This is a genomic window from Clostridium frigoris (genome assembly GCF_018861865.1).
Classification (GTDB): Bacteria; Bacillota; Clostridia; order Clostridiales; family Clostridiaceae; genus Clostridium_AD; species Clostridium_AD frigoris.
This window is the reverse complement of record NZ_JAHLDV010000003.1, coordinates 30,899-50,754: the sequence shown is the minus strand read 5'-3', so window position 1 is coordinate 50,754 and position 19,856 is coordinate 30,899. Positions and strand designations below refer to the sequence as shown.

The window sequence follows — 19,856 nt, the reverse complement described above, 5'->3', positions numbered from 1 at the left end:
ATGAGAAAGAAAACCAGAAAATTAATTTATATGGTTTTCTTTTTTAATATAAAAAGGTTATATATACATATTAATATAAACATGAAGCGCAAGGAATTTATTTAACTTGTGTTATTAATTTTGGAGGAAAGTAAATGAGTGGTGTAACATATGATTATATGGAGCAATATTTAAGAGAACTTATACCAAGTAATAGTGGTATTTTAGATGATTTAGAAAAGTTTTCTATTAAAAACAGAGTTCCTATAGTTCAAAAGGAAACTGCTAAATTTTTAGAGTTAATGGTAAAAATGAATAAACCTAAAAAGATTTTAGAACTTGGAACTGCTATTGGATATTCTGCTATTTTAATGAATATAGCATCAGCTGGTTTAAGTGAAATTACAACTATTGAAAGAGATCAAAGAATGATAGAAATTGCAACCGCTAATATAGTGAAATGCGGACTGCAAGACAAGATTACTATTGTAAAGGGAGATTGTTTAGAAATTTTAGAAAATCTCCAGGATGAATATGATATGATTTTTATGGATGCGGGCAAAGGACACTATAATCATTTTCTTCCTCATTGCTTAAGGCTTTTAAAAAAAGATGGAGTTCTTATTGCAGATAATGTACTTTTTAGAGGAATGGTTGCATCAAAAGAACTAGCAACACACAGAAAAATAACTATAATAAAACGTATGAAAAGCTATTTAGAACTAGTATCTAGTAATGATGACCTTATAACTTCCGTAATACCTATGGGAGATGGCATCTCAGTTACGATAAGAAAAAATATGGGTAGCAGATAGGGGGAATAAAACTTATGAAACCAGAAATACTTGCACCAGCAGGTAATTTAGAAAAATTAAAAGCGGCTATAAATTTTGGTGCAGACGCAGTTTATTTAGGCGGGAGCAAATTAAATTTAAGGGCTTTTGCAGATAATTTTAGTAATGAGGATTTAAAAGAAGGAATTGAATTTGCACACGTAAGGGGTAAAAAGGTCTATGTTACTTTAAATGTGTTTCCTCATAATGATGATTTAGATGGCCTAGAAGATTATTTAAAAGAAGTATATGAAATAGGTGCAGATGCTATTATTGTGTCTGATCCAGGGATTATTATGACGGCGAGGGAAGTAGTACCAAATTTAGAAATACATTTAAGCACTCAAGCTAATAATGTAAATTATAAATCTGCTATTTTTTGGCATAAACAAGGGGTTAAAAGAATTGTTCTTGCAAGAGAATTGTCGTTAAAAGAAATTAAAGAAATTAGAGCAAAATTACCTGATACTTGTGAACTTGAAGCATTTGTTCATGGCTCTATGTGTATGTCCTACTCAGGAAGATGTCTTATGTCAAATTACATGACTGGCCGTGATGCAAATCGTGGACAATGTGCTCAGCCATGCAGATATAAATATTTCTTAATGGAAGAAAAGAGAGATGGAGAATATTTTCCTATAATTGAAGACGATAAAGGTAGTTATATAATGAATTCAAAGGATTTATGTATGATAGAACACATACCAGAACTTATGGAATCAGGCGTAATGTCCTTTAAGATAGAGGGAAGGATGAAAAGCTCATATTATGTTGCATCTGTATGTAAATCTTATAGGGAGGCACTGGATGCATATGTACAGGATAGAGCAAATTATAAATTTGAAGCGAGATGGTTGGATAATCTATTAAAACCTAGTCATAGACAATTCTATACTGGATTTTATTTTGGTGATCCGAGCAACCAGATATATGAATCTTCGTCATATATTAGAAATTATGATATAGTTGGAGTTGTAAGAGGCTACGATGAAAAGAATAATATTGCAACAATTGAGCAAAAAAATAAAACATATCTTGGCGATACAGTAGAAGTATTAAGACCGATAGGCGAAAATGTTTTAATTACTTTAGATGATATGAAAAATTCTAAAGGAGAAATCATACCTTCTGCCCCAAGTGCTCAGATGATATTTACTGTAAATGTTAAGGAAATACTACGCGCGAATGATATTCTTATTAAGGCTAAGGAGAAAAAATAATGAATCACCCTATACTAATCGGGATAACCGGCGGGACAGGATCTGGAAAGAGCACTATTGCTAGAGAAATATATAAACAGTTTGATGAGTCGTGTATTGCTATGATTGAACAAGATTCTTATTATAAAGATCAAAGTGAACTTTCTCTTGAAGATAGAATAAAAACAAATTATGACCATCCTGATGCATTTGATTCGAAGCTTTTAGTAAAACATTTTAATCTTCTTTTAAAGGAAAAAGTCATTCAAAAACCTATATATGATTTTAAAATATTTAACAGAACAAAACAAACAATTCCGGTACAACCTAGGGACATAATTATATTTGAAGGAATACTTATATTGGATAATAAAATTCTTCGTGATATGCTAGATATTAAAATATATGTAGATACTGATGCAGATGTAAGGTTTATAAGAAGACTTACAAGGGATATCAAAGAAAGAGGAAGAACGATGGAGTCTGTTATAAAGCAATATCTAAACGTAGTTAAACCAATGCATGAACAATTTATCGAGCCTACCAAAAGATACGCAGATATTATAATACCAGAAGGTGGGCATAACAAGGTAGCTATTGATATACTTACTGCGAATATAAGTCAGATATTACAAAGACGACCAAAACAATAAATGATTAGTATAAAACATCTCTTTCTAGGCTAGAATTAGTCTAGGGGAGGTGTTTTTATGTCAAGTAGAAATAATATCTTTGGTTACTCAAACCGAAAGAGTGAAATTAAAAAAAGAACGTGGATTGTAATGGTCCTATTTATGCTATTAATTTGTTTATTATTTTGGAGGGTTTCAAATTGTATGTATTTTAATTCTAAACCATTAAAAACTATGGCCGATGCGCAATATACTATTGATGAAAAATATGGGCCGCAATACAAATTACTTGATTGTAATGGAAACGACCTTTTAACTTATAAAAAACATTTTTATGCAATTATCGATCCGGTAGATTATCTTAGATTTAATGAATATACTAGTAAATATGATTTAGAAATTTTAACAATAACGCTTCGAAATTTTAATAAAACTTATGATTTAGAAAAAATAAAAGGAACTGGTACTGGACAAAAGTTAAGATATGAAATTGATGAAGTTACATATGAAAAGCTTAAGGATATTAAAAAGGTAAAAGGCTTTTATACTTATTATTCTAATGATGTTGTAAAAGATGGTTATTGGAAAATAGAAAACGTATTAACAAGTACAACTTACAATAAAGTAACTGTTAACCCAGAATCTAAAAAGGTAGTTAGTAAGACTGTATCTAAGGGCGCTGATTCCCTAGAAATGCAATTATATAATAAAACTAAAGAGAACGAATACACAAAAACAAGTTTTTCTAAAGGCGTTAATGGTGAAATAGGAGCTGGTACAACTGTTACACCTAAAAATAACATAAATGTAAGACTTACTATAGATGAACAAATTCAAGTTAAAGTTGAGAATATTCTTCATGAGGAAAAGTATAATAAAATTGGTATTTTACTAATGGAGAGTAGTAGTGGAAAGATAAGGGCTATGGCACAAAAAGATGATAATGCATATAACGTAAATCTAGGATATCCAAGCACTAATGGAGCTTTACCAGGATCAATTTTTAAAGTTATTGTTGATGAAGCTGGTATAGATATGAACAAAATAAATAACTATCAAGAATTTACAATAAATTCTAAAATATTCTCAGAGGAACCATTTAAAGGAAACACATTTACAGTTGCAGAGGCTTTAGCCAAATCTTCAAATAATATATTTGCCCAAATAGGTTGGAAAGTTGGTGTTCAAAACATATATAATTATGCTCAGAAACAAGGCATGGTAAGTAAAGTGTTAGATCTTGAGCAAGAGGATATTGGTAACTTTCAGGAGGATATATCAAACCCTACGTATGCACAAACTAGTCAAACAGCTATTGGTCAAAATATTACAATAACACCCTTAGAAGCGCTTAGTATCCCAAATACTATTATAAACAATGGTGTGTATGTTAAACCAAGCATAATAGACGCATATGTAAATGACAAGAAAGAAGTTTTAGAGAAAGTCACTCCTAAAAGTACTAGAGTATTAAAAAAACAAACAGCAGAAACAGTGAAACTTCATATGATTGATGTTGTAAACAAGGGAACTGGAGATGCGGCATATATTAAAGGAATGGATATAGGTGGGAAAACAGGCACGACTACATATGAACAAGGAAATAAATCGGATGGTTGGTTTGTAGGATTTTTTAATTTAAACGGAAAAAATTATTCTATGGTCGTATATGTGAATGATATTAAGATGAATATAGCTGGTATAGCAGATGAAGAAGGTGGGGGTACAGCTGCTCCAATATTCAAAAAAGTGGTTAATTCACTTAAAAATATGCAGTAAAAAGCATTTATTAATAATAAATAATTTTCTAAGTCCATGCACTTTTAATACAATAATTCATATTATATTAATAAGCTCTATTAGGAGGAACATCTGTGTTTTTCATGAATTGTTTATTAGATATGATTGGAAATGTTACATTTTTGACAGCCTATATAACAGGTAGTAGTTCATTCCCTCAACCACTAAGTGAAGAAGAAGAGAAAATCTATTTAATAAAGCTTGCAGAAGGTGATTTACTAGCTAAAGGAATACTCGTTGAAAGAAATTTAAGACTAGTTGCACACATAGTAAAAAAATATTCCTATCCAGGGAAAGATGTAGATGACCTTATATCTATTGGAACTGTAGGACTTATTAAAGCCATTGATTCTTTTGATACAAATAAAGGAACAAGGCTTGCTACCTATGCTGCGAGGTGCATAGAAAATGAAATACTTATGCTTATTCGAAATAATAAGAAAACAAAAGGTGAAGTGTATCTGCAAGATCCTATTGGAACAGATAAAGAGGGAAATGAGATATCCCTTATGGATGTACTTAGTAGTGATGAAGATTCTATAATTGATATAGTAGAAAGTAAAATACAAATAAGAAAGTTGTATTCCAAGATAAACGTAGCATTAATGGATAGAGAGAAGATAATAATTCAAATGCGCTATGGATTGCTTGATGGTAATCCTCGAACTCAAAGAGAAATTGCATTGATCCTGGGAATTTCTAGATCATATGTATCAAGAATTGAGAAAAGAGCATTGAAGAAACTTAATAAAGAATTAAACAGCACAAAAAAATATGGTAAATAGTTCTAGCAAATTAGAACAACTATGGTATAATTATATGATGTATAACTGTAAGTAAAGCAAAATATTAAATAACCTAAATTTAAAATTAGAGTTAACTATACAAAATTGATATTAGAAACTTCATTAAAAACAGGAGGGCAAAAGATGAAACCTCTTAACGAGTTATTAAAATGGACAATAGAAAAAAACGCATCAGATTTGCACCTAACAGTTGGCTCAGTTCCTGTTATTAGAGTTAATGGTCATCTATTGCAAGTTGGTGAAGATAAATTAACTCCAGCAGATACTGAAAAATATGCAAGAGAAATATTGGATGATTCATATGAAGAATACTATAATAATGGTGAAATTGATACTTCTTACTCTATTGGGGGACTTGGAAGATTTAGAGTTAATGTTTATAAGCAAAGAGGAAGTGACACTGTAGCTATTAGGGTAGTTGCATTAAAGATACCTACACTTAAACAACTTGAACTTCCTGAAGTTGTTCGTGCACTTACCACAAAACAAAGGGGCTTAGTCTTAGTGACTGGGCCTACTGGAAGTGGTAAAAGTACAACGCTCGCGGCTATGGTTAATGAAATTAATTCAACTAGAGCATGTAATATTATTACACTTGAGGATCCTATTGAGTATTTACACAAACACAATAAATCAATTATCAATCAAAGAGAAATCGGAAAAGACAGTAAAAATTATCAAAATGCATTGAGAGCAATACTTAGAGAAGATCCAGATGTTATTTTAGTAGGTGAAATGAGAGATCTTGAAACAATTTCTATTGCGATTACTGCAGCTGAAACGGGACATTTGGTTTTCTCTACACTACATACTATTGGAGCAGCAAAAACAGTAGATAGAATCGTGGATGTATTTCCTCCATATCAGCAACAACAAATTAAGGTTCAATTAGCTGCAGTGATGCAAGGAATAATTTCACAACAATTAATACCTAAAATTAATGAAAAAGGAAGGGTGGCGGCTCTTGAAGTAATGATATCAACCCCAGCAATTCAAAATCTTATTCGTGAGGGTAAAACACATCAATTACAGTCTTGTGTTCAAACTGGCGGGAAATATGGTATGAAAACTATGGATATGTCAATTTCAGATTTATATAAAAGATCAGTTATATCTAAAGAGGATGCAATAACTTACTCTGTTGACAATGAAATGATGGTAAGGATGTTAGCACTTTAACGACATTTCAGGAGGAAAGTCTTCCACTTATATAAGTGGGAAGTAAACACCTTAACAATTAGAAAACTTCAGTTGAAGTATAAATCTCCTTCTGAAGTCGTTAATATTTCAGCGACCCAGGAGATGATTTAATTAGTAATTTTTAAATAAGCTAAAGTCAAAGAGAAATTACAACTTTTAGCTTGTTCTTTTTCTGTTTAAAGTTATAATTAAAATTACAAGAAAATATTACCTTGGGAATATTCCCATATAATATAACATTGCATTTTCTATATATTGATATTATACTTAGTATATGAAAATAAATTGTCTTTTTAGTATTATTGGTTTAATTTGGTTTATAAATATGCAATAAATTTTAACTATATTTAAACATATAATAAATTTTTAAAAAAAAAGATAAAAATAAGAGGAAAATTTATTTTTTTGTTGAATATATACACTTGAGGTTTCTCTTATGAGGGGGGATAAACTTAATGAATGAACAGATTGTAGGAATAGATTTAGGGTCATCAAAAATATGTGGGGCAGTTGGTAGAATTAGTAGTAATGGAAAACTTCAGATTATAGGCATTACATCAGTTGTATGTAGTGGTTTAAATAAATCAGTTGTAATAGACATAGACAGTACAGCTGAAGCTATTAAGCAATGTGTTACGCAATTGGAACGTATGACAGATACACAAATTAGTGAAGGATATATATCACTGCCTGGAGGAATTTGTGAATTAGTAAGGAATACTGGGATGATTGCAATATCTTCTGAAGATAGGGAAATCAAACAAAGTGATGTAGATAGAGTAATCGAAGCAGCGAAACTTATTTCAGTTCCAGCTGATAAAGAAATAGTGGGTGTTGAGCCAGAACAATATATTGTTGATGGATATGACAATATTAAAGATCCTAGAGGGATGAGTGGAATAAGGCTCGAAGTTGAGGGACAAGTTGTAATGGCGCAATCTACAGCTGTTAGTAATTTATTGAAAAGTGTTAAAAGAGCTGGTATTAAAGTAAATGGGATAGTGCTTCAACCATCAGCAATATCTGAGGCTGTACTTCGAAAAGAAGAGAAAGATATGGGAATAGCACTTGTTGATGTTGGAGCTCAGACTATTGATATATCGATTTATAAGAGTGGAAAATTAAAATATACATCTATTGTACAATTGGGTGGAGACAACATAACTAATGATATATCAATTTGTCTTAAAGTTCCTTTTAGCGAAGCTGAACGATTAAAACATAAATATGGAAGTCTTATCAAAGGTTCAGAAGTTGATTCTGAGAAGATTAGAGTTAAAGATTCTTATAACAATTTAATGGAGATTGATAATAATTTATTAATTGATATAATTTGTGCTAGGGTAGAGGAATTATTACATTTAATTAAAAGAAATTTATTAAGTAGTGGCTTTTATAAGGAAATCACAGGTGTAGTAATAGTTGGTGGAGGTATATCGTTGTTTAGAGGAATGAATGACTTGACCAAAGATATACTAGAAAAATCAGTGAGAGTAGGGTCGCCTGAATATGTAGGCGCAGCTAGCCCAATATATGTTACAGCAGTAGGCATAGTGCTTCAGGCTGTTAATAATCTTAAAACTAATACTAGTGCATTTGAAGATTCAGATGAACCATTATACGATAATAAATGGTCAAAAAACCAAAATACAAAAGGGAAAAATAAATTTGCAGCAAAAGTTAAAGGTTTTTTTGCGGATTTTTTCTAAAAAGGAGGTATTGTTGTGTTAGATTTTGATGTTGATGTTCAAGAGTTTGCTCAAATTAAAGTAATTGGGTGTGGAGGTGGAGGAAACAATGCTATAAACAGGATGATTATGGAGGGACTTAAAAATGTAGAGTTTATAGCTATTAATACAGACAAGCAAGCTTTAATTCTTTCACATGCTGTTCAAAAAATTCAGATTGGTGATAAACTTACTAAGGGACTTGGAGCAGGAGCTAATCCAGAAATTGGTATGAAAGCAGCTGAAGAAAGTAAAGAAGAAATTTCTCAAGCAATAAAGGGTGCAGATATGGTGTTTATTACTGCAGGTATGGGTGGTGGTACAGGTACTGGTGCTGCACCTGTGGTGGCAGAAATTGCTAAATCCATGGGAATACTTACTGTAGGAGTTGTCACAAAACCATTTCCATTTGAAGGCAGGAAAAGAATGATTAATGCTGAAATAGGAATAAAAACTCTTAAAGAAACAGTAGATACTCTAGTAACAATACCAAATGAAAGGTTATTAACTATGGTTGATAAAAAAACTACATTGATGGATTCTTTCAAAATGGCAGATGATGTTTTAAGACAAGGTATACAGGGTATATCTGATTTAATTACAATACCCGGTCTTGTAAATCTAGATTTTGCAGATGTGAGGACGATTATGCTTGCAAAAGGGCTTGCCCATATGGGAGTTGGTAGAGCTTCTGGCGATAATAGATCTCAAGAGGCAGCCAAACAAGCTATCTCAAGCCCATTACTTGAAACATCTATAGTTGGTGCTACGGGTGTGCTTTTAAATATTACTGGTGGAGTGGATCTTGGATTACTTGAAATAAATGAAGCTGCAGAGATTGTGCAGGGGGCAGCTGATCCAGATGCTAATATTATTTTTGGAGCAGTAATAGATGAGGAGTTAAAAGATGAAATAAGAATAACCGTTATTGCAACTGGTTTTGAAAGTGATAACGTTGTAAAACCAGATAAACCAGTACAAAAACCTAAAGTAAAAGAGACAGTTAAACCTAACGAAGAAGTTGCATATACTAAAGATTATGAAGATTCTGATTTAGAAATTCCAGCTTTTTTAAGAAGACCAAACAAATAAATAACAACAGAAAATACAAAACAAATAAATAAAATCATAAAGTGCCCTTTGGGCACTTTATTTGCGTTTAGCCAATTATAATTTACTTATATGTAATTAAGGCCTTTAAGTAATGTGTATAATTTATAAAAAAATATCTATTGTATATCAAAACTATTTACAATAATATGGGAATAAGTGGCGTTTTATAAAAGAATAAAAATAATGATATGTGGTAAAAAATGACAAAATTTTAATGAGATTAGTTATATAATAATCTTAAAGGAGGAAGAAAGAATGGTAGTATATGTAGATGTTCTCATATTAGTAAATTTTATAGTTAATCTATTCATATTACACGTTACTGTTCAAACATTAAGAAAAAGAGTAAAACTTAAGTGGATGTTCATTTCAAGCCTAGTAGGTAGCTTATATGTTATAACAGTATTATATCCTAGTCTTAAGTGGATGACATTTTTACCTTTTAAGATATTGATAGTAATTGTTATGATATTTATTGTATTTCATGAAAAAAGATTTTTATTTAATATTAAGGCTACATTAATTTTTTTATTGTACTCAATTCTTTTAGCTGGGATGTGTTTTTTTATTCAAATGAATAGTAAAAAAGATATGTCATTTGATGTAGTTATAATAAATTTTCCTTATGAAAAGTTACTGCTTTCAGTAATGATCATCTATATAGTGATATATAGGATCATAATTTTTATAGGAGATAGGAAAAAAATATCTACGCTTATATATACTGTAGATATAGTAAATAAGAATTATATAAAAACTATAAAGGCATTTTTAGATACTGGGAATGAACTTCGCGAGCCTGCTTCCAATTTACCCGTATTGATTGTTGAACGAAATATTTTAAGTGGATTTTCCATAGAAAAGAATAATACATATTCCATTCCTTATACAGTAGTAAATGGAACTAGTGGTAGACTTATGGGATTTAAACCAGAATATATTAATGTTCATATTAGTAAAAAAAATATAGAAACAAAAGATGTAATTGTAGCATTTTGTGAGTATAAATTAAGTAAAGACAATGATTATAATGGACTTATGTCTAGAGGAATACTCAGCTAATAAGCCTAAAATTAGCAATTATTTTTTATAATAATATATATATATAAGGGGGAAATTATGTTTAATTTTAAAGTGATGTTAAACAAGTTATTTGCTAAATTTAAAATGTTTTCAAACAATTTGTTTTATATTGGAGGCAATGATGCACTACCACCTCCTTTGACTAAAGATGAAGAGGATGAATTGGTAGTTAGACTTGATACTGGAGATAAAAGTGTAAGAGCCACCTTAATTGAAAGAAATCTAAGGCTCGTAGTTTATATAGCAAGGAAATTCGAAAATACGGGTGTTAATATTGAAGATTTGATTTCAGTGGGAACTATTGGTCTTATTAAAGCCGTGAATACCTTTGATCCTGAAAAAAAAATTAAGCTTGCTACATATGGATCACGATGTATTGAAAATGAAATTTTAATGTATCTTAGGAGAAATAGTAAAATAAAAACTGAAATTTCTCTTTATGAACCTCTAAATGTTGATTGGGATGGTAATGAATTATTGCTTTCTGATATAATTGGAACTGACAATGATGTGGTTTACAATATTATTGAAGAAGATGTAGATAAACAATTACTTTGGCTTGCTATGCAACGGTTAAATTCAAGGGAAAAAGAAATTGTGCAACTTAGATTTGGATTAAATGGAACAACGGAAAAGACACAAAAGGAAGTTGCTGATATACTTGGTATATCACAATCATATATCTCAAGGCTTGAAAAAAGGATAATAAAAAGATTGCAAAAGGAAATTAATAAAATGGTGTAAGATAATTTTGGATTAGTATTAGGCACATGAAAATAAATAACGAGTCAGCATACTATTATTTTTGACTTATTATTTATTTTCATGTGCCTTATTTAAAAAAATTAAAGAAAATTCTATTTATAAATATATTTTTAGTGTCTAATGAATATAGATAATATAAAGTGGTAGGCATTCACAAGACATAGAAGATGTCTTGCTACTTGAATAAGAGGTTTTAAAACGGTCTAAGGGGGTAATAAAATGGAGAACTTAATGTTTGCAATTAATAATTTAAGACAGATGGAAATTATAGATATAAATTCAGGATCAAAAATGGGATATATTAAAGACTTGAAAGTGGATTGTGATGACTATAAAATCATTTCAATACTAATGCCAACTCAGAAGTCATCTTGGTTTAATAAAAATAATAGTATTGAGATCCCTTGGGAAAAAGTGAAAAAAGTTGGTATTGATGTAATTCTTGTAGACGGTAGTGATGTAATTATGGAAAACGAATAATATACTATTTTAATTTATAAGATAAGTGTATAATGTTAGTATATTTGTTAACTATACTAGTAAAAGGGCGTGAAGAACATTGAAGTGTCCATATTGCAGCTGTGAAGAAAGTAAAGTAGTAGACTCTAGATCAACAGATGACAATATTGCTACTAGACGTCGACGTGAGTGTCTAAGGTGTTTTAAACGATATACGACTTATGAAAAAGTGGAAAATGTACCTATTTTAGTAATAAAGAAAGATTTTAACAGAGAATATTTTGATAGAACAAAGATACTAAATGGACTTATGAAGGCATGTCAAAAGAGACCAGTTTCAAGAAAACAAATTGAAGCCATATGTGATGAAGTAGAAAAACAGTTAAACAATGAAATGCTTACAGAAGTAAAATCTGATTATATTGGAGAACTTATCATGAGTATATTAAAAAATGTAGATGAAGTTTCTTATGTGAGGTTTGCTTCAGTTTACAGACAATTTAAAGATATTAATACATTTATGGAAGAGATAAGAAAATTGATGTCTAATGAAAAAAAATGCCCTTAGGCATTTTTTTTAGTTTGTAAAAATCAAATAATAATGGATGTAAGATATACAGGAGGTAAATTAATGGAAATAGAAACTTTTAATAAATATAAATTTATAAAATTTCAAGTTGATAATGTCGTTATTTTGTTTTCGACAGCAAGTGGTGGACTTGATTTTAATTGTCATACTGATGAAGGATTAGTAAACGTAGAAAAAATAAAAACACATTATAACCTTCAATCTATTGGATATTTAAATCAAATTCATAGTGACTTAATTTTTGATTTTGATGGTAATATAAAAGATGGAGATGCTTTAATAACAAATAAAAAGAATAGAGCTATAGGTGTTTTTACTGCAGATTGCGTTCCTGTAATTTTGGTAGATACTAATAAAAATGTTATAGCTGCTATACATAGTGGATGGAAAGGTACAAATGCATTGATAGTAAGCAAAACTATTAAAAGAATGCAAGAAACCTATGGCACATTAACTAAAAATATTATGGCGTATATTGGACCACATATTGGAGGATGTTGTTATGAGGTTAGCAAGGAACTTATAGAAGAGTTTACGAGTAAAGATATTTATAGTAATATTAAAATAAGTTATAATAATAAATTAGATCTAGAAAAGTGCATTATAGCGCAGCTTAATGAAAGGGGTATAAAAGAAAAAAACATTAAAACTACTAATGCGTGCACTTCTTGTAGTAAAGAGTATGAATTATATTCATATAGAAGTAGTGAAAATAATTATGGTAGAATGTTTTCATTTGTTTATTTGAAAGACATTTAAAAGAAATAGGTGGTAATTAAGTAATAAATACATGAAAATATGGAGGGATTAAGATGGCTGAAGAAAAAGTATTAGTGGTGGATGATGAAGAACATATAAGGGAATTAATTAAATTTAATTTAGAAAAAAATGGATATAAAGTTATATGTGCTGACAATGGAATAGATGCTGTAAAACTTGCTAAAGAGCAAGTTCCTCAATTGATGTTGTTAGATTTGATGTTGCCTGGAATGGACGGATTAGATGTGTGTAAGGAAATTAGAAAAGATTCAAATATGTCAGGTATGCCTATAATTATGATAACAGCAAAAGGAGAAGAAATAGACAAAATAATAGGACTGGAACTTGGCGCAGATGATTACATTACAAAACCCTTTTCAGTAAGGGAGCTTGTAGCGAGGGTTAAAGCTATTCTTAGAAGAACTAATATGCAGATAGTTGAAAAAACTTTCAAAATTGGTAATCTGGTTATTGACTTTGGTAAACATGAGGTTATAAAAAGTGAAATAAGAATTGATTTGACTTTAAAGGAATTTGAATTATTACAAATTTTAATAAAGAATAAAGGTAGGGTTATGACAAGAGACTTTTTACTAGACAAAATATGGGGTTATGAATATGTAGGAGAAACAAGAACTGTAGACGTCCACATAAGACATTTAAGACAAAAGATTGAAGAAGATGATAAAAATCCAGTGTATATTCAGACAATTCGTGGTATAGGATATAGATTCAATTTTGGAGAATAATAATGAAAAAAAAATTAATAATATATTTATTAAGTACTGTAATTTTTATATTTGTAATTGTAACTGCATTAATAGTATCCATCTTTAATTATGAATATCAAGAAAATTTAAAAAATAAACTTCAAATAAACAATAATATGATAATTAGTTTATTGCAAAGCAATAATTTAAAAGATCATAAAAAATTTTTCACTCAGAATCTAAAGAGTTCACAACTTAGAGTTACATACATTAATAAAAAAGGAAGGGTTATTTATGATTCATCTGTAGATGCGAGTACTATGGATAATCACAATAGTAGGGAAGAAATAATAAAAGCACGAAGTAGTGGAAGTGGATCTATAGTTAGATATAGTGCTTCTACTAAGAAGAATATGATGTATTTTGCAACTAAGTTTGGCGATGGTTTTATTATTAGAAGTTCTAATCCACTTAAAATTGTAAGTGGACTCGGTAGTAATTATTTTAAGCTTTATATTTTAGCTATAATTTTTTCAGCCATAATGTCAATTTGGTTTTCTTTAAAACTATCACATATCATAGTAAGACCTATTACGGATTTGATTTTTATTACTTCAAGGATTAGTAAGGGGGAATTTCATAGGAGAGCTAGTATATTGTCAGATGGTGAAATAGGACAATTAGCTAAGAATTTTAATGAAATGGCTGACAAACTAGAGTCTACATTAAATGAAGTTACTGATAAGCAAAATAGACTAGAAGCAATTTTGCAAAGTATGGATAGTGGAGTTATTGCTGTTGATAGGAAAAATAGAGTTATAATAATTAATCCATATGCTAAAAAAATATTTGGTATAACTAAGGATATTATAGGACAAAATCTTTTAGATAATATAAGAAATTTCGAATTAGAAAACATATTACATAAGAGTGATGATAATTATAAAGAAATAAGAATATCTTGGCCAAAAGAAAGAGAACTTAGGATAAAAACTGCAGATATTATTAATGCAAATGCTCATATTGGTACTGTAGCTGTTGTTCAAGATATTACTGAAGTGAAAAAGTTAGAGAATATGAGGACACAATTTGTTGCTAATGTTTCTCATGAACTTAAGACGCCTCTAACATCTATTAAAGGATTTGCTGAAACCTTAAAATATGTTGATGATGTAGAAACAAAAGAAAAGTTTTTAAATATAATCAATGAGGAAGCTGATAGGCTAACTAGATTAATTACAGATATTTTAACGCTTTCACATATAGAGCAACAAGAAGAAGTAAAAAGAGAAAAAATTAATGTTAATAAAATTGTAGATGATGTGTATAATTTAATGAAAAATACAGCAGATTTAAAAGGAATTCAGTTATCAGTGAATCAACAGAATGTTAAAATATTGATAGGTGATACTGATAGATTCAAACAAATGTTAATTAATTTAGTAGATAATGGTATAAATTATTCTGAGTCAGGTAATAGTGTTTTTATAGGAACTGAGAGTAAACCTGATAGATTTATTTTGTGGGTACAAGACACTGGAGTTGGAATAGCTAAAGATCAAATTCCACGTCTTTTTGAGAGGTTCTACAGAGTAGATAAGGCTCGTTCTAGATCAAAAGGTGGAACAGGACTAGGGTTAGCCATCGTTAAGCATATAGTGCTAGAATTTAACGGAAAAATACATGTAGAAAGTCAATTGGGAGTTGGAAGCAAATTTATAATAGAAATTCCATATTCAGAGTAAAATAAAGCTACCACAGTGTAAAGTGGTAGCTTTATTTTTATTGAATGTAAAGTTTAATTAACATTAGTTAAACTAAAGTTAACTTTAACATAATATAAAGTTAACTTTATGGGTATATTATTATAATAGTAAAGACTAGTTAATAAAACGATATAAATGAATGGGGGAATATTAATGAAAAAAAAATATTTGAAAATGATGGTTGCTGCTCTAACAGTCGCAATGACAGCAGGATTTTTTACTGGGTGTGGAAGTAAAACCGAAACGACTCCTAAAACTGCGACTAAATCAGCTGAAATATCAGGTTCAATAACTGCAGCAGGATCAACAGCTCTTCAACCTTTAGCTGAGCTTGGTGCTAAAAATTTTAAAGTTAAAAATACAGATGCAACTATAAATGTTCAAGGTGGTGGAAGCGGTACTGGACTTAAGCAAGTAGGAGAAGGTAGTGTAGAAATCGGCAATTCAGATATATATGCAAAAGATAAAGAAGGAATTGATGCAGCTGCATTAACAGATACTAAGGTATGTGTTATAGGATTTGCTGCAGTAACAAATCCAAAAGTAAAAGTTGAATCATTAACAAAACAGCAATTAATAGATGTCTTTACAGGGAAGATAAAAAACTGGAAAGAAGTTGGCGGAGCTGACATTAAAGTTACTATTATAAATAGACCAAAATCCTCAGGGAGTAGAGCAACATTTAAAGAATTTGGATTGGATAAAAAAGAAGAAGCAACTGGTTTAACTTCAGATTCAAGTGGAGCTGTTAAACAAGCAGTTAAACAAACAGATGGAGCAATAAGTTACCTAGCATTATCATATTTTGCTGATGCAACAAATAAAGCTGGATTAAACATATTAAAAATTGATGGTGTTGAAGCAACGGCTGCAAATATAAGTACAGATAAATATAAAATTTGGTCATATGAGCATATGTATACTAAAGGTGAACCTACTGGAGTAACAAAAGCATATTTAACTTTTATGACAAGTTCTGAAATGAATGCATCAATAACAAAATTAGGATATATTCCAATGACTGATATGAAAGTTAAAAGAGATTAATGTTGATTAAGGTTGGATAAAACCAACCTTTATTTTTCATTAAAATAATTTTTTGAGGTAAAATATTATGAAAAAAAATGATGCTAAAAAAATAATGTTAAAGCTAAAAAACGATTTTGAAAAAGTAACATTAAAGCTTAAAAACGAATATTTGGGACGAGGTTTTGCAACGTTTTGTGGCGCGATTATAGTAATTCTTACTTTTTCAATAATAATATTTCTAACTACTAAAGGTTTAAGTACATTCATTAAACATGGATACTCAATATTTAATTTTATATTTTCTGGGAATTGGGACCCTGAAGGTAGCGGAGAATCCTCAATTCCTCAATTTGGAACCTTAATATTTATCTTTGGTTCTACAATAGTATCTTTTCTTGCGGTACTAGTAAGTGCACCAGTAGGGGTAGCGCTGGCTGTATTTATGAATCTGATTTCACCAAAGATAGGATCCAAAATTCTTCAACCTGCCGTGGAGTTATTTGTTGGAATCCCATCTGTTGTATATGGTTGGATAGGTGTAAGTGTATTAGTTCCTATTATTAAAATCTTCTTTGGAGGAATAGGATTTAGCTTACTTGCAGGAGTGCTTGTTATAAGTGTTATGATTTTACCAACAATAACAAGCATTTCATCTGATGCCATAAGAACCATACCAAAAGATTATATAGAAGCATCTTATGGGCTTGGTGCAACAAGGTGGCAAACTATAGTTAAAGTGATTATACCTGCAGCTAAAAGTGGAATACTTACAAGTATTGTACTTGGAGTCTCAAGAGCATTTGGAGAGGCACTTGCGGTGCAAATGGTTATAGGAAATTCAGTTACTTTCCCTAAGGGGTTATTTGGAACAACAACTACATTAACAAGTATACTTACTATGGACATGGCAAATACAATAAATGGTACAGCTTGGAATGATGCATTATGGTCAATAGCATTATTATTACTAATAATATCATTTATATTTATAATTATTATTAGAAAAATAGGGAAAAGAGGTGAGCAGTAATGAGTGCTAAACTTAAGGATAAAATTGCAACAATAGTTTTGTATATAGTTTCTGCTTTAGTAATTCTTTTGCTTGTAAGTCTCATTGGATATATAGTATACAATGGGAGAGAATCATTAAATTTAAAGTTCTTATTAGGTGAACCAAAGATTGGTGAATCTGGTGGAGGAATTGGGCCTCAACTATATAATTCATTAAGTTTACTTGTAGTAACTCTTATAATTACAGTTCCATTAGGCGTAGGAGCTGGAATATATTTAGCTGAATACGCAAAAAAAGGAAAGATGCTAAATGTTATTAGATTGTGTATTGAAACTATGGCATCATTACCATCAATTGTCGTTGGTTTATTTGGACTTTTAGTTTTTGTTACAATGACAGGATGGGGATATTCTCTTTTTGCTGGGGCTTTAGCTATAACTATAATAAATTTACCAGGACTTACTAGAGTTTGTGAAAATGCTATTAAAACTGCGTCAGAAGGTGTTAAAGAAGCTAGTTTAGGATTAGGAGCTACTAGGTGGCAGACTGTTAAAAATGTCGTATTACCCTCTGCAATGCCTCAAATTTTAACGGGTGTTATACTAGCAGCCGGTAGGATATTTGGAGAAGCAGCAGCTTTACTATATACTGCAGGTATGAGTGCACCGGCTGTTGACTTTGCTAATTTTGCAGTAAACAATAAGGATTCAGCTTATAGTTTATTTAGGCCTGCTGAAACTTTAGCTGTTTATATATGGAAACTTAATTCTGAAGGAATGGTACCTGATGCTACTAAGATAGCTAATGGAGCCTCTGCTGTTTTAATAATAGCAGTACTAATATTCAATGTATCTGCAAGAATAATTGGAAAAAAATTATATGAATCTCATGCAGGTAGTAAATAAGGAGGTAACAATATGGGAATAATTATAGCAAAGAATTTAAATCTATATTATGGAAATACGCAAGCGTTAAAGAATGTAAATATTGATATAGAGAAAAATTCAGTTACTGCACTTATAGGACCATCAGGGTGTGGTAAATCAACATTTCTCCGTACTGTTAATAGAATGAATGATTTAATAGATTCTGTTAAAATAGATGGAGAAGTCTTATATGAAGGTGAAAATATATATGGTTCAGATTATGATGTTATAGGTCTAAGAAAAAAAGTTGGTATGGTATTCCAAAAGGCTAACCCATTTCCTATGTCAATATATGAAAACATTGCTTATGGTCCAAAAATTCATGGAGTAAAAAATAAGAAGTTGCTTGATGAAATTGTAGAGAAAAGTCTTAAGGGGGCGGTGCTTTGGGACGAAGTAAAAGATAGACTTAAAAAGAGTGCACTTGGATTATCGGGTGGACAACAGCAGCGTTTATGTATTGCAAGAACTTTGGCCGTAGAACCTGAGGTTCTTCTTATGGATGAGCCAACTTCTGCATTAGATCCTATTTCAACTTTAAAGATTGAAGAGTTAATGGATGTACTTAAGAAAAAGTATACAGTTATTATTGTTACACATAATATGCAACAAGCTGGTAGAATTTCTGACTTTACAGCATTTTTCTTGAATGGAGAAATTGTTGAAAGTGGGAAAACGGAAGAAATATTTTATAAACCTAAAGATAAAAGAACAGAGGATTATATTACAGGAAGATTCGGCTAAAATAAAGTGAGGAAGGTGATAATATGGCAAGAAAAGTATTCGAAGCAAATCTTCAAGAGCTCCATAATGATTTAATTAGAATGGGAAGCATTGTAGAAAAACAAATTCATGACTGTATCGATGCCTTAGTTACTCAAGATATTGAGAAAGCTAAAAAAATAATGGAAGATGATGATATTGTTGATGTTATGGAGAGAGAAATAGAAGATAAAGCAATAAGGTTAATTGCTATGCAGCAACCTTTAGCAATAGATTTAAGAAATATTTTTACTACAACAAAAATAGTAACAGATCTTGAAAGAATGGCTGATTATGCTGTTGATGTTGCTAAAATCACAGTAAGATTGAAAGATGAAAAGTATATAAAACAACTCGTTGATATACCTAGGATGGCTGAAATCGTAGTTCTTATGATAAGAGATTCCTTGGATGCATATGTATCAGGTGACATTGAAAAGGCCTATGCTGTATGCAAACGGGATGATGAAGTAGATGATATATATAAAGAAGTGTTTGGCGAACTTCTAAGAATAATGTTTGAAAATCAAAAAACCGTAAATCAAGCTACTCAATTTTTATTTATTTGTAAATGGCTAGAAAGAATTGCAGATCATACAACAAACATATGTGAATGGACAATTTATTTAGTTACAGGTGAAAAGGTTAATTTGAATGAATAATTTTTAAAAAAATTACAGAAACTATAATATTAAATGGATATATTT

20 protein-coding genes are annotated in these 19,856 nt (G+C 30.3%); all 20 read left to right on the top strand.

What is annotated here, in order from left to right; all coding sequences use genetic code 11:
* Positions 1-134: 134 nt before the first annotated feature.
* The 20 genes from KPL37_RS02210 to phoU all read left to right on the top strand — a co-directional run bounded on the left by KPL37_RS02210 (position 135) and on the right by phoU (position 19,811).
* Positions 135-794 carry an O-methyltransferase gene (locus tag KPL37_RS02210; protein WP_216145722.1) on the top strand — a complete coding sequence of 220 codons (660 nt, stop codon included), beginning with the start codon at positions 135-137 and terminating at the stop codon, positions 792-794.
* Between the two features lie 14 nt (positions 795-808).
* Positions 809-2,032, top strand: coding sequence for a peptidase U32 family protein (locus tag KPL37_RS02205; RefSeq protein WP_216145719.1), 1,224 nt, complete (start codon positions 809-811; stop codon positions 2,030-2,032).
* On the top strand, positions 2,032-2,664 hold the full coding sequence (gene udk / locus KPL37_RS02200) for a uridine kinase (RefSeq protein WP_216145717.1): 633 nt from the start codon (positions 2,032-2,034) through the stop codon (positions 2,662-2,664). Before KPL37_RS02205 ends, udk begins: the two co-directional genes overlap by 1 nt.
* Before the next feature lie 57 nt (positions 2,665-2,721).
* Positions 2,722-4,422, top strand: coding sequence for a penicillin-binding transpeptidase domain-containing protein (locus tag KPL37_RS02195; protein WP_216145716.1), 1,701 nt, complete (start codon positions 2,722-2,724; stop codon positions 4,420-4,422).
* 104 nt (positions 4,423-4,526) lie between these two features.
* Positions 4,527-5,228: an RNA polymerase sporulation sigma factor SigK gene (sigK, locus tag KPL37_RS02190; RefSeq protein WP_246578102.1), complete on the top strand. Its 702-nt coding sequence runs from the start codon at positions 4,527-4,529 to the stop codon at positions 5,226-5,228.
* Between the two features lie 144 nt (positions 5,229-5,372).
* Positions 5,373-6,428, top strand: a complete 1,056-nt coding sequence (locus tag KPL37_RS02185) for a type IV pilus twitching motility protein PilT (protein ID WP_216145712.1) — start codon at positions 5,373-5,375, stop codon at positions 6,426-6,428.
* Between the two features lie 476 nt (positions 6,429-6,904).
* Positions 6,905-8,158, top strand: coding sequence for a cell division protein FtsA (ftsA, locus tag KPL37_RS02180; RefSeq protein WP_216145710.1), 1,254 nt, complete (start codon positions 6,905-6,907; stop codon positions 8,156-8,158).
* Between the two features lie 15 nt (positions 8,159-8,173).
* Complete coding sequence (gene ftsZ / locus KPL37_RS02175; protein ID WP_216145707.1) at positions 8,174-9,268, top strand: cell division protein FtsZ; 1,095 nt, start codon at positions 8,174-8,176, stop codon at positions 9,266-9,268.
* 276 nt (positions 9,269-9,544) lie between these two features.
* The gene (gene spoIIGA, locus KPL37_RS02170) at positions 9,545-10,351 is read left to right on the top strand and encodes a sigma-E processing peptidase SpoIIGA (protein ID WP_216145704.1); all 807 of its coding nucleotides are present in this window, start codon (positions 9,545-9,547) and stop codon (positions 10,349-10,351) included.
* A gap of 57 nt (positions 10,352-10,408) precedes the next feature.
* A complete protein-coding gene (sigE, locus tag KPL37_RS02165) occupies positions 10,409-11,116 on the top strand; it encodes an RNA polymerase sporulation sigma factor SigE (protein ID WP_216145701.1) in 708 nt (235 codons plus the stop codon).
* Positions 11,117-11,356: 240 nt separating this feature from the next.
* Complete coding sequence (locus KPL37_RS02160; RefSeq protein WP_216145698.1) at positions 11,357-11,617, top strand: YlmC/YmxH family sporulation protein; 261 nt, start codon at positions 11,357-11,359, stop codon at positions 11,615-11,617.
* Positions 11,618-11,696: 79 nt separating this feature from the next.
* Positions 11,697-12,164 (top strand): transcriptional regulator NrdR, encoded by a 468-nt coding sequence (nrdR, locus tag KPL37_RS02155; RefSeq protein ID WP_216145695.1) that lies wholly within the window; start codon positions 11,697-11,699, stop codon positions 12,162-12,164.
* Positions 12,165-12,227: 63 nt separating this feature from the next.
* Positions 12,228-12,944: a peptidoglycan editing factor PgeF gene (pgeF, locus tag KPL37_RS02150; RefSeq protein WP_216145692.1), complete on the top strand. Its 717-nt coding sequence runs from the start codon at positions 12,228-12,230 to the stop codon at positions 12,942-12,944.
* A gap of 53 nt (positions 12,945-12,997) precedes the next feature.
* Positions 12,998-13,693 carry a response regulator transcription factor gene (locus tag KPL37_RS02145; RefSeq protein ID WP_216145689.1) on the top strand — a complete coding sequence of 232 codons (696 nt, stop codon included), beginning with the start codon at positions 12,998-13,000 and terminating at the stop codon, positions 13,691-13,693.
* 2 nt (positions 13,694-13,695) lie between these two features.
* Complete coding sequence (gene pnpS / locus KPL37_RS02140; RefSeq protein ID WP_216145686.1) at positions 13,696-15,399, top strand: two-component system histidine kinase PnpS; 1,704 nt, start codon at positions 13,696-13,698, stop codon at positions 15,397-15,399.
* 174 nt (positions 15,400-15,573) lie between these two features.
* The gene (locus KPL37_RS02135; protein WP_216145684.1) at positions 15,574-16,467 is read left to right on the top strand and encodes a phosphate ABC transporter substrate-binding protein; all 894 of its coding nucleotides are present in this window, start codon (positions 15,574-15,576) and stop codon (positions 16,465-16,467) included.
* A 94-nt stretch (positions 16,468-16,561) separates the two neighbouring features.
* A complete protein-coding gene (pstC, locus tag KPL37_RS02130) occupies positions 16,562-17,479 on the top strand; it encodes a phosphate ABC transporter permease subunit PstC (protein WP_246578101.1) in 918 nt (305 codons plus the stop codon).
* Complete coding sequence (gene pstA, locus KPL37_RS02125; protein ID WP_216145680.1) at positions 17,479-18,366, top strand: phosphate ABC transporter permease PstA; 888 nt, start codon at positions 17,479-17,481, stop codon at positions 18,364-18,366. The genes pstC and pstA overlap by 1 nt, the downstream gene beginning before the upstream one ends.
* Before the next feature lie 12 nt (positions 18,367-18,378).
* A complete protein-coding gene (gene pstB / locus KPL37_RS02120; RefSeq protein ID WP_216145678.1) occupies positions 18,379-19,131 on the top strand; it encodes a phosphate ABC transporter ATP-binding protein PstB in 753 nt (250 codons plus the stop codon).
* A gap of 23 nt (positions 19,132-19,154) precedes the next feature.
* On the top strand, positions 19,155-19,811 hold the full coding sequence (gene phoU / locus KPL37_RS02115) for a phosphate signaling complex protein PhoU (protein ID WP_216145676.1): 657 nt from the start codon (positions 19,155-19,157) through the stop codon (positions 19,809-19,811).
* The last annotated feature ends 45 nt before the right edge of the window (positions 19,812-19,856 follow it).